Below are 15,111 nucleotides of genomic sequence, written 5' to 3' on the forward strand. Positions count from 1 at the left end.
ATGGCTGCCGAAGGTCAGCGCCGCTGGCCTTCCGGCGCGGGCGGCGCGGCGGCGGCGCTGGAGGCGGCGGGCGGTTCGCCTGCCGGCTTGGCTGACTCCGGTGGCGCCGTGGCGCTGGGCGCGGCCTCGCCCCCGGCCGCCGAGGCCTCGCCCGGCACGGCCGCTCCCTGGGTCTGGCGGGTGCGGTAGCTGTCCAGGAAGCTCTTGAACAGGTCGATTTCCTTGACCTGGTTCTGGATGGTGGTGGCGTCCAGCAGGCCGGCGGCCTCGGTGGGGCGGGTCATGACCTGGAACATGTTGGAGTCCGGGCCCTTGTCCATGGACGGGCCGAAATCGGCGCGCAGCTTCTGCAGCCCCGCCATATCCTGGGCCAGAGACAGGGCCACCGCGCGGTTCACCACCAGGCGGGAGATGGTGGGGTCGATGGGTTGCCCCGCGGCGGGGGGCGGGCCGATGACGTCGGCCAGCGCCTGGGCCGCCAGCGGCCATTGCTTGGCATGCCAGGCGATGTCAATGCGCAGCAGGTTGGCGGGGCGCGACTTGTCCGGCTGCAACAGGGCCACGGCTTCCGGCCCCTTGTCGGTGCGCGACAGGGCACGGGCGCGCAACAGCCGGCGTTCCGCCGCCATGGCGTCGGGGATGCCCGCCACCTCCGACTGGTCCAGGGCGGCCAGCGCCTTGTCGGGCTGGTTGTTCAGCAGGCGGATGGCGGCCTCGCGCGTGCCCACCTGGGCCTTTTGCTCCCCTTGAAGGCGATACTGCACCTGGCGGTCCAGCAGTTCAGCCGCGCGGTCCAGCAGGTCTACGTCCACCAGTCGCTCCGCCAGCACGCGGATGACCGTGTCGCCATCGGGGCCCGGCGGCGTCAGCTCCTTGTACTGCTCATAGAGTGACAGCGCCTCCAAGGGCGGCATCTTGTCGGCGCCGTTGCGCACGAACAGGCCGGTGAAGGTGTCCGTCATCTGCTTGGCGATCAGCGGCGCCTCGGGACTGTTGGGGAACAGCGTGAGGGCGCGCTTCATGGTGTCGAAGGCCTGCGGGAAGTTGCCGGCCTTGATGTGCAAATCCGCCAGGCGGCGCAGGATGTGCAGCTCCAGATCGTCGCCGGTCCAGGCGAAGCGCATCTTTTCCATCTGCTCCGCCGCCTTGGCCGGCGTCAGCTTGCCGGCGGCCAGCTGCTCATCCACCAGGGCCATGCGCGCCTTGGTGCGATAGAGGCGGTCCGGCCCCTCCGTCGCCTCGCGGTAGGACTCAATGGCCTTCTCGTGGTCCCCTTCCAAATGGGCCGCCTCGCCGCGCAAATAGTTGACGGCGGTCTCGGCCGGCCCTTTGGTGGCCCCCCGCTTGACCAGGCGGTCCAGCAGCGCGTTGGCCGTGGTCACATCATCCTTGGCCAAGGCGGCTTCGGCGGCGGCCAAGCCAAAGCGTGTGTTGAAGGGCTCGGGATAGGTGCGCAGCAGTTCCTTGCGGCTCTGGAACAAGCGATAGGCGGTGTCATCGTCGCCGGTGGTGTGGGCGGCATAGGCGCGCCACAGGGCCACGTCGGGCTCGTTCTGCAAGGCCGGCGCCGTCAGGTCGTCCAGCCCGCCCTTGGCGTCGCCCGTCAGGATGCGGGCGGTGCCGCGCACGGCGGCGAACTCCGCCCGCTTTTCCAAATCCGGCTGGTCCTTGCGCGCCATCTCCAGCAGGCCCAGCGCCTCCTGCCCGAAGCCGTTGCCGGCATAGAAGCGGGCGAGGTCCAGGCGCAGCTTGGGCCGGTCGTCCGGCGGGGCCTTGGAAATCTCGTTCATCAGCCGCTGGCGGCCGGCGATGAAGCCATTGGGGTCCACCTTGGCCCAGCGCTGGAAATCAAAGAAGCGGTCGGGCTCCACCACCGGCGGGGGCGGGGCGGCGACGGCGACATCGGTCGATGGCGACAGGCGCAGGCCGCCGGGCACGGTCAGTTCCACGCCCTCCTTGGCCGGCTGCACCAGCAGGCGTTCGTCGATGGGACGAATGACCACGCCCTGGGCGGTGGGCAGGAACTGCGCCTCGGCATAGCGCAGGGGGGCCGGCGTGCGCTGCGGCGCCGGGCTCAGGGGCACGACCTTCAGCGTGTCCCCCACCACCGGGTCGGTGAAGGTGAAGACCTTGGCCGGCTTGGCCGTCTTCACCACCAGGCGCGGCCCCAGGGCGAAATCGGGATCGGTCGTCACCGGCACGCCCGCCGGCGCGGAATCCGATGGTGCGGCCAAGGCATGGTCGAAGGTGATGCGGTAGCCCGTCGCCCCCTCCCCCGTGACATGCGGTTCCAGAACCGCCGGCGCAGGCAGGCGGAAGCCACCGCCACCGGGCAGGGCGACCGGCTCAATCTGGCCCAGGAAGGCGGGCTCGCCCGCAGGGGTGGCCGGGGCGGCGGCCGGCGCCGTGGTCGCGGGCACGGGGCGATCGAACAGCACGTACAGCCATCCGGCGCGGGCGAACACCGCCACCGCGGACGGCTGCCCCGGATCGAACACCAGGCTGGGCGCGGGTGCCGCCGCAGCGCCTTCCGCCGGCTGGCCCGCCTCCGCCCCCGGCGCCGCGGCTTCAACGGCGGGCGCGCCGTGCGGGGCTGCCGCCTTGGTCTCGGGCGCGGTCGGGTGGCCGGTGGGCTTGGCCTGGGCTTCCTTGGTTTCCTTGCCTGGCTCCTTGCTGGGTGGCTCTTTGCCGGGGGCCTCCTTCGCGGCGGGTCCCTTGGCATCCTTGGCCCCCTTGGCGTCCGCAGGGGGCTGTTGCTGCAGCAGGTACAGCGGCCGCCCTTCCTTGGCGGCGCGGGGATCGGCCGGCGCGGCCGCCACCGATGGCGGCTCCCCACCACCGGCGACGGGTGGCGCCAGGGAGGGCGCCGGCGGAGCCTTTCCCTCCGTCGGCGCTTCGGCCTTGGCCACGGACGGGGCGGCGGCGGACGGGGCGGCAGCAGGTGCGGAGGTGGTGGTGCTGGCGGCGACGGGCGGTGCGCCCGGCTTGCCATCGCCCACGTCGATGACGACCTTATCGCCGGACCGCGACTGCTCCACCGTCGCATTGGCGGGAATGGTCAGCGCCACGGTCAGGCCGGGGGTTCCGGCAACCGTCTCCACCCGCGAAATGCGCGGCGACCCGGCCCGGCGCGGGGCGGCCAGATCGGCCTTCGCCGGCTTGTCGAAATGGATCAGCAGCTTGGCGCCGTCCCGCTCCAACGTCGCCTTGACCGGCGTCGACCAGTCGAACACCAGGCGGCTGCGGCCGGGATGCTCCCCCGCCCGCACGGTCACGGTCGGTAGGGTCGCCGTCGCGGCGGCCTCCGCCGGTGGCGGGGTGGTGGCGGACGCCGCGGCCGGCGGCTCCTTCGCCTCCTGGCGGGCCGCCAGGGCCGGCGATACCGCCAGGGCCAGCATCAGGGCGGCGCCCAGGATCCGTGATCGATTGCGCCAGGAAGGGCGGGCCGGGAAACAGGGCTGGGAGGCGGAAGTGGTCATGACGGGCCCTTGCCGGCCTGGGCGGCGTAATCGCGGATGACGATATCGACGCGGCGCTGCTGCGCCCTGTCCGCTTCGGCATCGGAGAGGGATTCTGCCCCACGTCCGGCGGCGGCGGCCGGGTCGGCGCCATCCGCCTGCCCGCGCACGGTGATGGGCGCGGCGTATCCCGAGCGTGCCAGGGCCAGGGCGATGGTGCGGCCCCGGGCCAGCGACAGCTCCCAGTTGGAGGGATAGGCCGCGTTGGCGACGGGGCTGGCGTCGGTATGCCCCACCACCTCCACCGCGTTGGCGATGTTGCTGACCACCCCACCCAAGGCGAACAGGGTGGCGGCACCGGCGGAGGACAGGGTGGTGGAACCGGGGGCGAACAGCGCAGCCTCCGGCAGGATGGCGACCAGGCGGTCATCCGACCGGGTGACCCGCACGGCGGCCAGGGCCGGAACGGTGGACAACTGACGCTCCATCACCCGGCCGAGGTAGCCCAGGTCCGTGGCGCGGCCCCGGTCCAGGTTGCCGTTGCCATGCTGCTCGGCGGGGGAACCGCCGAACAGGGCTTGCAGCACCTGGTCCCGCCGCGCGTCCGGGGCCGTCATGCCATACAGCATGACAAAGAAGGACAGCATCAAACAGACGAAATCGGTGAAGGAGATCAGCCAGATGCGCTTGGGCGCCTGCGCCTTGGGCGCCAGCGACGGCAGGAAACCCGGAACCGGTGGCGGCAGGATGTCGGGCCCGCTCATGGCTGCCCCTCCGGCCCTTGGTTTGGGACGGTGGCGGGTTGGCCAGCGTGCGGCGGCCGGGCGTGGAACAGGAAGCGCACCTGGTCCGCCGTGCCCTTCTCCACCCCAACGGTCATGGCGTTGGCGTGGACACCGGCGGCGGCCAGGGTGCGGGCCATGGCGCCGGCCTGGAACACCGGCAGGCTGGCGCCCGGGTTGCCGCCGTCGGCCACCAGGAACTCAAGATCGATCTCCAGCCCCGTCTCCTCATCCGGGCGCACCGCCTCGGCCATCTGGCGCCACAGCCCCTCGCGCCCGGGCAGGACGGTGACGACCGTACCACCCCCATCCGCCGTTGTCGTGGCGAACAGGCTGGACGCCGGCATGGTGGCGACCAGGGTTCCGCCTTTGCCGCCCTGGTCGATCACGGCATCCGGCACGACGGCCACCAGACGGCGCCCCACGGCGCCCAGCCGTTCATCCGCCCGGGCCAAGGCCGCCTGCGCGGCCGGCCCCTGCGCCATGGTCACACCGAAGGCGTCCTGCACCGCCTGCACGACGGCGTCGAACTTGCGGTTCTCGAAGGTGGACAGCGAGGTCAGCAGGATGAAGAACGCCAGCAGCAGGAAGAAAACCGACAAGTAGAGGACGAAGACACCGCCCTCTTCCTGGACGATCCTTTTCCCCCCGACACCAACCCCGCCATGGGCCGGTTCCTGGACGCCCCCACCGTCATGCCGATCGCCTTCAGGGATATCAGTCGAAGCTTGCCAGCAGGCGGTCGATCTCATCCTGGTCGATGGCACGGCCGGGCAGCTGGGGCCCATGCAACAGGAAGTCGTCATCCTTGGCGCCAGCGGCAGCGTCGGCCGCGGGCGGGCCATCGGGGTGGCGGCGCTGCACATTCTCGCCGAAGGCGACCAGCATGGCCTCCACCTTCGCCTCGATGTGCTTCAGGGCCTTCACCACCTTGCTGATGCGCTGGCCGGTGATGTCCTGGAAGTTGCAGGCCTCATAGATGCCCGTGGTGATGTCCATCATCTTGGACGACACCTCGGGGCTGACGTCGCCGGCCATGCCCATCAGTTGGTCGCAGGCGTCCATGATGCGGTTGGTGGCATCCTCGGTGGCGCCCACCACCGCGTCCAGCTCGTCCGTGGCGCGGGGAATATGCTCCGCATGGATGTCGCTGGGCTGCAGCGCCGCGATTTCCTTCTTGGCGTTGTGGATGAAGCGGGCCAGGCCCTCCAGCTCGCCATAGAGCTTGATGTCGTGCTGGCTCACGTCGCCGCCCATGGAGGCGACGACGGTGGAGACGATCTGGGCGACCTCTTCCCGCGACAGCGGCTGGCGCGCCTGGGAGCGGGCGGCGTCCAGCCGGTCCTGAAGCATCGGGTCGGCGGCGTGGCGGATCATGGCGGCTCTCGTCTCGTCAAAATGGGGCCGGTTGTCGCCGGGCCCGGTGGCATCTGGGTGGGGATCAAGGCAGGCAAGGGGTCGGTGGTCGTCGTCGGCTCATTGCGGCACGTTGGGCAGTCGCTTGCGTTCGGCCAGCATGGTGGTCACCTGCTCCGCCCGCTTGGGCGTCATGGCGGCCAGCACGGGCGCCGTCTTGGCCTCCTTCATGCGGCTGATCACGTTCAGCAGGACCTTGTCGTCCATGGCCTCGAAAATCCGGGCGGCCTCGGCCGGCTTCATCGTCTCGTAAATCTTGACCAGGCTGTCCAGCTGCTGGGCCTGATCGGCGTTCACCTGGTTGACCAGGCCGTCCAGCTGCTTCTTCAGCGCCTGCATCTCCGCCAGCTTCTGGTCCAGGCGCTGGGTCGCCACCTGCAACATGGCCTCGCGCTGGTCCAGGTCGCGCTCACGGTTGTCCAGCGCTTCGCGCCGTTCCGCCAGGCGCTGCAGCAGCTCCACATCCTTGGGCGTGAAACTCTGGCCGTCCGACGGGCTGCCCGACGGTTCGGGCTTGCCCGCCTCCGCCTTGGTGGCATCGCCCTTCTTGGCGTCCCCCCCTTGGCGTCCCCCTTGGCGGCCTCCCCCTTCGCATCACCGGCGGCGTGCGGAGCGGCGGTCTCGGCTGGCTTGGACGGTGGCTGGCCTTGCGCGGCGGGGGCCGGCTTCTCCGGGGATGGGCTCTGCGCCTTGGCGGCCGGCACGTCCGGCGGTGCGGCGCCCATGGTAAGGGTCCACCAGATGTCGCCCGCCCGCGCGCCCAGCAGCAACACGGCGGCGAAGATGGTGACCGGCAGCAGGCGGATGCGCAGGCGGCGCCAGAAGGGCGCCTTGGGCTCGGCCCGCGCCGGGCCACGCACGCCTTTGCCAGCACCGGCGCGCGCACCGGCCGGCGTGGGACGCTGGGTGCGCGCCGCGGTCAGCGTCGGCTTCGAGGGGGCCGGGGCCTTGGGTACGGCCGCAGGAGGCCGTCCTTGCCGGGGGGCCGAGGGTTCCGCCGTCATTGACGCATGTTCTCCAAGGCTTGGAGCAGCTCACGCTCCGCGCGCGACCGCGCCTCCGGCTGGCCGGCAGCCGCGTCCCCACCGGGACCGGCGCCACCGGGGGCGGGTAGGCGCGCCGGCGCCGAGCGCGGGGCGGGGCGGCCATCGTCCAGGCCGGCGTCCGTGCCATAGCGGTCGGCCGATCGCTCCGGCCGGGGTGCGCGCTCCGGGGCACGCCCGTCATTCAGGGAATCGGCCAAACGGTGGGCCTCAGGCAAACGCTCGCCCGCCAGACGGTCCGGCACCGGTCGCTCCATCCCGCGCTCCGGCTCCAGATGCGCCGGCAGCGGGCGCGCCGGCACGGGGCGGGGATCGGGGCGGATACCGGCGGTGGCGCGGGGCGTCTCCGCCCGATGGCCGTTGACACCACCAGGGACGAGACCAGGGGCGAGGCCGCCCACCATGCCACCGGCGGCGCTGCCGCGCAGGGCTTCGGCCCGGGGCAGGTCGCGGGGCTCAGGCCGGGTATCGCGCGCGGGTTCCGGCGCGCCGGCGCGGGCGCGCCCGGCGGCACTCTCCAGCCGTCCGGCCAGGGCGTCAGCCGCCTGGGTGATCTGCTCCAGCTCTTCCCGCATCTTGTCGGCGCGGCCGATCAGGTATTGCAGCGCCTCACCGGACTCGGCGGCGGCCTTGCGCATCCCCTTCACCCCGGCATCGGCCTGGGCGGTGGCCTCGCTGAATTCCCGCACCAGGGCCTCCATCTCGCCCCGGCTGTCGCGCAGCTGGGCGATCTGGCGGTTCAGGCGCAGGGCATAGATGATGGTGGCGACCAGCAGGCCGCCCACCACGACATCCAGGGCCAGGGACAGCAGGATGGTCAGGCTCATGTCGGCGCGGCCTCCGGCTTGGGCGCTTCACGGTCGATGCGGACGGCGATGTTGCCGCCCTTGCGCCCCATGCGGCCCAGGAACATGGGCACGTCGCCGCACCGCAGTTCGATGGTGTCGTCGGGCGCCACGTTCAGCAGCACGCGCGACCCCACCTTCCAGTTCAGCACGTCGTACAGCGACAGCGTGATCTCATCCAGCACGGCCGACAGGTGGACATCGGTCATCCACAGCTCGCTGGCCAAGTGGGTTTCCCAGATGCTGTCGCGGCCGAACTTTTCACCCATGAACATCTGCAGCAGCAGTTCGCGCACGGGTTCCAGGGTGGCGTAGGGGATCAGCAGTTCCAGCCGGCCGCCGCGATCCTCCATGTCGATGCGCAGCTTCACCAGCACGGCGGCGTTGGCCTGGCGGGCGATGGTGGCGAAACGCGGGTTGGTTTCCAGCCGGTCGAAGCGGAAGGTGACCGGCGACAGGGGGTCGAACGCCGCCGACAGGTCGGACAGCACCACATGCACCATGCGCTCCACCAGGTTGCGCTCGATGGTGGTGTAGGGCCGGCCCTCGATGCGCATGGCCGCCGTGCCGCGCCGGCCGCCCAGCAACACGTCGACGATGGAATAGATCAGCGCCGAATCGATGACCATCAGGCCATAGTTGTCCCATTCCTCCGCCTTGCAGACGGCCAGCATGGCGGGCAGCGGAATGGAGTTCAGATAATCGCCGAACCGCACCGAGGAAATCTGGTCCAGGCTGACTTCGACGTTGTCGGAGGTGAAGTTGCGCAAGGAGGTCGACATCATGCGGACCAGGCGGTCGAAGACCACCTCCAGCATGGGCAGGCGTTCGTAGTTCACCAGCGCCGAGTTGACCAGCGCCATGATGCCGGAATTGTCGCCGTCGCCGGCGCCATCCTTGTCGAAGCCCAGCAGGCTGTCGATTTCATCCTGGTTCAGGACGCGGGTCGCCCCGCCGCCCATGTCGCCGAAGCCACTGTCGCCGGCGCCCTCGTCCGCCAAGGCCGCCCATTCGGCGGCCATGCGTTCCTCTTCACTCAGCTCCTGCGGATCCGGCATTGGTCAACGCTCCAGCGTCCAAAACTCACCTGCGGGGCACCGGCGCCCCGCCATCCTTCCATTCAACGCCTGGTCCATAAGCCCCTGGCGGCCCCCGGCAGTCCGGGCATCATGTCACTGTGATTGTACCAGAATTTCCTCAAACAACACGTCTCTCACCCGCACCGGTGCCGCAGCCGCGTTCACCCGCTGCAGCAATTCCTCGCGCAGGCGGTAAATACCGGCGGAGCCCTTCAGATCGTCCAGCCGCAACTCGCGCAAATAGGTCTGGAAGGTGTCGATGATGCGTGGCGTGGCCACGGTCAGCTTGGCCTTGTCCTCCTCCTTATAGATCTCAAGCTGGATTTTCAGCTTGAGGAAGGCGGGCCGGCGTTCATTGGTCTGCAGGTTGATGAGCAGTTCGCCCAGGGGGAAGAAAACCGGCGGCGCCTTGGGGTCGAACGCCTCCTCCGCCGCGGCGGGCTTCTCCTCCACCTCTTCCGCCTTCTTCTTGCCGAGCAATCCGTCCAGCAGGCCGCTGAAGATCAGGCCACCGGCGATGAGCGCGATCAGCAGCAGAGGCACCACCACCCACATGACGATCTTCTTGCCGCTGAACTTCTTTCGCGGCAGTTCCTGCTCGCCCCCACCATCCGTCTCGATGGCCGTCATGCTACCCCGCAACGCTCGTGCACGGGCCCTTTTGGACTTGCGTCCAGGTAGGGCCCACCGTCCCGCCCCGGTTTAGGGCAGGTTCATATAATCATGAAGGCGTTAACCCTTCCTTTCAACAAAATCGGCGGATGGCGGCCTGGCGCGGGCTCAATCCCATCCTTTATCGTTTCGCGGGGGTGACAAACCAACCCCGGCTGGCCGGCGCGGGCCGTCAGGACGGCAGGGCCAGCACCCGCTGGGCCGCCGCCATGCCCGTCTCATAGGCGCCGGGCAACCAGCCGGGCCAGGACAGGGAACAGGCCTCGCCGGCGAAGCACAGGCGGTCGCCCACCGGCTCCGACAGGATGCGGCGCGCCTCGGCATGGCCGGGCTTGGCCGCGGTCATCGACCCCAGGGAATAGGGATCGGCGCCCCAGCGGCTGACATGCCAGGCGGTGGCCTGACGGCGGGTGAGCGATCCGAACACATCGGCCACGGCGTCGCGCACGAGGTCCACCGCCTCCTGGTCGCTGGCCTTTTCCAGCTGGCGGGCCAGGTCGCCGCCCACGGTGGCGATGGCCAGTTCCCGGCCGAAAGGCCGCAGGCACAGGTCCAGCACCCGCCCGTCGGCGCGCACCTGGTCCAGGGCGGTGAAGGGGTCGCAATCCAGGCTGTCGGGCTTGTAGCCCAGGGCGATGCGGTTGACCACGCCGGTGGCCAGCCCGTCGAACGCGGTGCGCACGGTGTCGGGCAGCGGCGGATCGAACGTGACGCCACCCGACGCCAGGACGGCGATGGGCACGGTGATGATGGCGGCGTCGGCGGTGACCACGCCCTTGGGCGTCGTCACGCGCACGCCCGTCCCCGACCAGTCGATGCGGGTGACCGGGGCGGACAAGGTTATTTTCACATCCCGCGCCATGTCCTTGGCCAGGCTGGCGACGGCGGTGCCGATTCCCCGCGGGAACCACAGCGCCGCCTCCGCATCCGGCCGGCGGGCGGCGTCCAGGCTGGACAGGTCCTTCAGTTCCACCCCGAAATCCAGCGGCCCCACCAGGGCGGTGGCCAACTGGCCCAGGTCGCCCAGGTCCGGCACCAGCTCGGCGGCGGAGCGGTCCATCTGGGCGCGGCCGGCATCCTTCACCGCCCGTTCCAGGCGGTCGATGGCGTCGGCGGCAGCGGCGGCCGTGTCGGCGTCCACCTCCTTGTCCCCGAAGAACAGCAGATCATCCGCGCCGTCATCCGGCACCGACTCCAGGCCCTTCTCGTCCACCAGGCGGCGCAGCGGGTTGTCCGCCGTCGCCTCCAGCGAGGCGCAACCGATATCGTAGGGGAAACCGAACGGCCGCGCCTCGGTCCAGGCCCGGCCGCCGACGCGGGCGCGGGCCTCCAGCACCGTGACCTCGGCCCCCGCCTGGCGCAGGGCGCCGGCGGCGGCCAGACCGGCGAGGCCGGCACCGATGACCACCACCGTGCGGCCCGGCCGGATGGGGCCGGGGCGGTTGGCCACGGCGCCCGCCAAGCCGGGAATGCCGCCGGCCAGCAGCGGGGAGAGCGCCAAGCCCCCCATTAGGGCGCGCCGCGACAGCGCGCCGCCCCCGCTCAAACCCAGCGACCGGCCCAATAACCGGGATGCACCCGACATGTCACGCCTTCCGACTTACCCATATTTGGCGCGAATGATACCGCCGGCCGGATGGCGCTGTCACCGCGCCATCCGGCCGATGTGCCATTTCGTCCTTTTCGGATAATGGCTTCACGGGTATTGGCCGGACGGCGGGCGATAGCGGAACACGCCTCAGCCCAGGGCGGAGGTCGTCACCGCGCGGCTCTGCTCCCGCGTCTTCTGGAAGCGGATCTTGGGGTAGTCCTCCTGGGCGCGGTTCAGCTGCCAGCCGTTGCGCGCCAGGAACACCAGGGCCCCGTCGTGATCCTCCGCCAGGGCGGAGCGGTTGCTGTCCAGGAAGGACTTCAGCACCACGGGATCGTCGCATTCGATCCAGCGGGCCGAATCATAGCCACAGCTCTCGAACTTGGCCTTGATGTCGTATTCGGCGTCGATACGCGCGGCCAGCACTTCGAACTGCAGCGGACCGACGACGCCCACCACCCAGTCGGCGCCGATCAGCGGCTTGAACACCTGGCTGGCGCCCTCCTCCGCGAAGTGCTCCAGCGCCTTGCGCAGGTGCTTCATCTTCATGGGGTCGTCCAGCTTCACGCGCTGCAGCAGTTCGGGCGCGAAGCTGGGCACACCGGTGTAGCGCAGGTCCTCGCCCTCGGTCAGCGTGTCGCCGATGCGCAGCGTGCCGTGGTTGGGAATGCCGATGATGTCGCCGGGGTAGGCGTCCTCCGCCAGTTCCCGGTCGCGCGCCAGGAACAGCACGGCGTTGTTCACCGCCAGCAGCTTGCCCGAGCGCATGTGCTTCAGCTTCACGCCCCGGCGGAAATGGCCGGAGCACAGGCGGAAGAAGGCGATGCGGTCGCGGTGGTTGGGGTCCATGTTGGCCTGGACCTTGAACACGAAGCCCGTGACCTTGGGCTCCTCCGGCTGCACCGTGCGGCTGTCGGCCTGCTGCGGCCGGGGCGACGGCGCATAGGCGGCCAGGCCCAGCAGCAGCTCGCGCACGCCGAAGTTATTGATGGCGCTGCCGAAGAACACCGGGGTCTGGTGGCCCTCGCGATAGGTTTCCAGGTCGAAGGGCGGGCACAGTTCCCGCACCATCGCCACGTCCTCGCGCAGCTTGGCCACCTGGTCGGCGGGCAGCAGCTCATCCAGCTTGGGATCGTCCAGGCCGTCGCACTGGATGCCCTCGCTGGCGACATCGCCCTGGCGGCGGTCCAGCAGGACCAGCCGGTCGCGGATCAGGTCGTAGCAGCCGCGGAAGTCGGGGCCGGAACCGATGGGCCAGGACCCGGGCGTCACCTCCAGCTGCAGGTCGCGCTCCACCTCGTCCATCAGGTCGAAGGGGTCGCGGGCCTCGCGGTCCATCTTGTTGACGAAGGTGATGATGGGCACGTTGCGCAGGCGGCAGACCTCGAACAGCTTGCGGGTCTGGGCCTCGATGCCCTTGGCGGCGTCGATGACCATGACCGCGCTGTCGACGGCCGTCAGCGTGCGGTAGGTGTCTTCGGAAAAGTCTTCGTGGCCCGGCGTGTCCACCAGGTTGAAGGTGCGGTCGGCATAGTCGAAGTTCATCACCGACGCGGTGACGGAGATGCCGCGCTCCCGCTCCACCTTCATCCAGTCCGACCGGGCGCGCCGCTGCTCGCCGCGGGCCTTCACCGCGCCCGCCATCTGGATGGCGCCGCCGAACAGCAGCAGCTTTTCCGTCAGCGTGGTCTTGCCGGCGTCGGGGTGCGCGATGATGGCGAACGTCCGACGGTTATGGACTTCCTGGGGGAGCGCGCTCATGGGACCAAACGTAAGGCTGAAGTCTTAAAAGGCGAAAACGGGGCCGTCCGGTGCTGGACGGCCCCGTCATCAAACGCGGGACTTAATTGGCGGAAGAACGCGGGCGGCGCAAGCCCCCCGTCCCGCCGTCACTCTGCACCCGGGCCGGGCGCGGGCCGTTGCCGTGCTTGCGGGCCCCGTCGCGGGCCGGCTTGGCGCCGTCCAGCGGGTGGAAACCGCCACCGTTGCCGCCGCCGTGACCGGCGCCATGGGCGCGGGCCGGACGATCCTGGCGGTGCTGGCCCTCAGGACGGGGATGGCCGTCACGGGGACCGCCGAACTTCTTGAAACCGCCCTCCGGACGATCACCACGCTCCCCGCGCGGGCCTTCGCCCCGCGGAGCGTCGGCGCGGAAGCCGCCTTCGGACTTGGCGCCGCCGAAGCCGCCGCCCTGCTTGAAACCACCCTGCTTGAAGCCGCCGCCGTGACCGCCGAACGACTTGCGCGGGCGGCCGCCGGGGGCGCCGCCGGGACCACCGGCCGGACGCTTGGGCATCTCACGCGGCTCCAGGCCCGGGATGACGTGCTCGACGGCGCGGGTCTGGGTGTAGCCCTCGATGCCGCGCACCAGGCCCCACTCATGACGGGTGTACAGGCTGAAGGCGTTGCCGGTGTTGCCGGCGCGGCCGGTGCGGCCGATGCGGTGCACGTAGTCCTCGGCCTGGCGCGGCAGGTCGAAGTTGATGACGTGGGTCACGTCCGGCACGTCGATGCCGCGGGCGGCCACGTCGGTGGCGACCAGCAGACGGACGCGGCCGTTGCGCAGGGCCTGGACGGTGCGGTTACGCTCCTGCTGGCGCATGTCGCCGTGCAGGGGGGCGGCGGCATAGCCCATCTCCGACAGGCTGTCGGCCAGGCGGTCGGCGTCGCGCTTGGTGGCGGCGAAGACGATGCCCTTGTTCATGGACGGGTCCGCCACCAGGTGGGCCAGCAGCTTTTCCTTATGCTCCAGGCCATCGGCCCGCAGGAAGCGCTGCTCGATGGCGCTGACGTTGACGCTGCCGCCGGCCACGTCCACGCGCTCCGGGTTCTTCAGCAGGTTGCCGGCCAGGCGCACCATGGCCTTGTCCACCGTGGCGGTGAACAGCAGGGTCTGGCGGTTTTCCGGGCAGGCGTTGGCGATCATCTCCACGGGCTCCAGGAAGCCCATGTCCAGCATGCGGTCGGCCTCGTCCAGCACCAGCATCTCGACGGTGGAGAGGTCCAGGCGGCCACGCTCCAGATGGTCGATCAGGCGGCCGGGGGTGGCGACCACCAGGTCGACCCGGCGGCGCAGCATCTCCAGCTGCTGGCGGTAGGGCATGCCGCCCAGGATGGCCAGGGTATGGATGCGGCTGTACTTGGAATAGCCACGGACGGCGTCCATCACCTGGGTCGCCAGCTCACGGGTGGGGGTCAGCACCAGCAGGCGCGGCCCGAAGGTCTGCAGGCCCTCGGCGCTCAGCGGGCGCGGGGTGGTCGCCATGCGGTGCAGCGCCGGCAGCACGAAGGCCGCGGTCTTGCCGGTACCGGTGTTGGCGGACGCGATCAGGTCGCGGCCCTGCAGGGCGACGGGGATCGCCCGCTCCTGAATGGGGGTGGGGAACTTGTAGCCGACCTCTTCCAGCGCCTTGGTCAGGGCGGAAGCCAGGCCCAGGTCGGCGAACGTGGTGCGGCCGTCGTCGACCATGTCGACCTCGGCGGTTTCCAGGATTTCGGTCTCGATCACTTCATTCTCAGCGGAAACGGGCAAATCCAAGGGACTTTCCTTCACGGTATAAAACGGCGCCGCGCCCTTCCCGCCCGGGAAAGGCACGCGAACAAACAAGCCGGCACAGGGCCCGCCGATTAAACAGCAGGCTGCACCAGCCAACGAAAGAGCGGCGCAACGTCGGAACGTGTGGAAAGCCGGACCTATCCGGCGATCACAACCCCGAAAGAGGCGGGGCTATGGAAGCGGCGCTGGTGTCATCTCCTGGAACGCGGAGACGACCATGACCATGCGCCAGGGGGCCCCTCGGCCACTCAGGCGAAGCGGACCATACGGGCATGAACCGCAAAAGCCAAGGTTCGCGTGCCATATCAAGACGCAACGCAGCGTGGCGCCAGACGCGCGGCGCTGTCGGCCGCCAGACGCGGGTCCGTTTTGGGTGGGTCCGCTTAAGATATAGTGTGGGCGCTTGCCCCTTGCGCCCGGCGGGGCCCCTCGTCCATGGTCCGCCGCCATGACGCGCCGCCCCACCCGCTCCCGACGGCCCGCCCAGCCCGTCCTGTCGCTGGGCCCCCTGCTGCTGGCCCGTGGTGGCCAGGGCGACCGCTGGCGTATCAGCGCCGTGATCGTCACGGAAGGCGGGGAGGAGCCGCCGGACCTGACGGTGACGGGGGTGAGCCTGCCCGTGCCGCCCCGCTGGCTGGGCAAATTGCCCGAAGGCAAGGGCATCGCCTG

General features: G+C 70.3%; 11 protein-coding genes. All 11 read right to left on the minus strand.

Going from position 1 to position 15,111, the window contains the following annotated elements:
* Window positions 1-14: 14 nt before the first annotated feature.
* Window positions 15-3,479 (minus strand): tetratricopeptide repeat protein, encoded by a 3,465-nt coding sequence (locus tag ULB03_RS13790; protein ID WP_322483653.1) that lies wholly within the window; start codon window positions 3,477-3,479, stop codon window positions 15-17.
* Window positions 3,476-4,222 (minus strand): OmpA/MotB family protein, encoded by a 747-nt coding sequence (locus ULB03_RS13795; protein ID WP_322483654.1) that lies wholly within the window; start codon window positions 4,220-4,222, stop codon window positions 3,476-3,478. The genes ULB03_RS13790 and ULB03_RS13795 overlap by 4 nt, the downstream gene beginning before the upstream one ends.
* Window positions 4,219-4,842, minus strand: a complete 624-nt coding sequence (locus ULB03_RS13800) for a hypothetical protein (RefSeq protein WP_322483655.1) — start codon at window positions 4,840-4,842, stop codon at window positions 4,219-4,221. Before ULB03_RS13800 ends, ULB03_RS13795 begins: the two co-directional genes overlap by 4 nt.
* A 115-nt stretch (window positions 4,843-4,957) precedes the next feature.
* Window positions 4,958-5,617 carry a protein phosphatase CheZ gene (locus ULB03_RS13805; protein WP_322483656.1) on the minus strand — a complete coding sequence of 220 codons (660 nt, stop codon included), beginning with the start codon at window positions 5,615-5,617 and terminating at the stop codon, window positions 4,958-4,960.
* A gap of 99 nt (window positions 5,618-5,716) precedes the next feature.
* Window positions 5,717-6,118 (minus strand): MotE family protein, encoded by a 402-nt coding sequence (locus ULB03_RS13810; protein ID WP_322483657.1) that lies wholly within the window; start codon window positions 6,116-6,118, stop codon window positions 5,717-5,719.
* A gap of 538 nt (window positions 6,119-6,656) precedes the next feature.
* Window positions 6,657-7,526, minus strand: a complete 870-nt coding sequence (locus tag ULB03_RS13815; RefSeq protein ID WP_322483658.1) for a DUF6468 domain-containing protein — start codon at window positions 7,524-7,526, stop codon at window positions 6,657-6,659.
* Complete coding sequence (fliM, locus tag ULB03_RS13820) at window positions 7,523-8,602, minus strand: flagellar motor switch protein FliM (protein ID WP_145733769.1); 1,080 nt, start codon at window positions 8,600-8,602, stop codon at window positions 7,523-7,525. The genes ULB03_RS13815 and fliM overlap by 4 nt, the downstream gene beginning before the upstream one ends.
* Window positions 8,603-8,716: 114 nt before the next feature.
* Window positions 8,717-9,253 carry a flagellar basal body-associated FliL family protein gene (locus ULB03_RS13825; RefSeq protein ID WP_322483659.1) on the minus strand — a complete coding sequence of 179 codons (537 nt, stop codon included), beginning with the start codon at window positions 9,251-9,253 and terminating at the stop codon, window positions 8,717-8,719.
* A gap of 214 nt (window positions 9,254-9,467) precedes the next feature.
* Window positions 9,468-10,880: a flavin monoamine oxidase family protein gene (locus ULB03_RS13830; RefSeq protein ID WP_322483660.1), complete on the minus strand. Its 1,413-nt coding sequence runs from the start codon at window positions 10,878-10,880 to the stop codon at window positions 9,468-9,470.
* 153 nt (window positions 10,881-11,033) lie between these two features.
* Complete coding sequence (locus ULB03_RS13835; RefSeq protein WP_322483661.1) at window positions 11,034-12,647, minus strand: peptide chain release factor 3; 1,614 nt, start codon at window positions 12,645-12,647, stop codon at window positions 11,034-11,036.
* 82 nt (window positions 12,648-12,729) lie between these two features.
* On the minus strand, window positions 12,730-14,424 hold the full coding sequence (locus ULB03_RS13840; protein WP_322483662.1) for a DEAD/DEAH box helicase: 1,695 nt from the start codon (window positions 14,422-14,424) through the stop codon (window positions 12,730-12,732).
* Between the last annotated feature and the right edge of the window lie 687 nt (window positions 14,425-15,111).

The sequence above is a fragment of the Nitrospirillum goiasense genome (genome assembly GCF_034427435.1).
Taxonomy (GTDB): domain Bacteria; phylum Pseudomonadota; class Alphaproteobacteria; order Azospirillales; family Azospirillaceae; genus Nitrospirillum.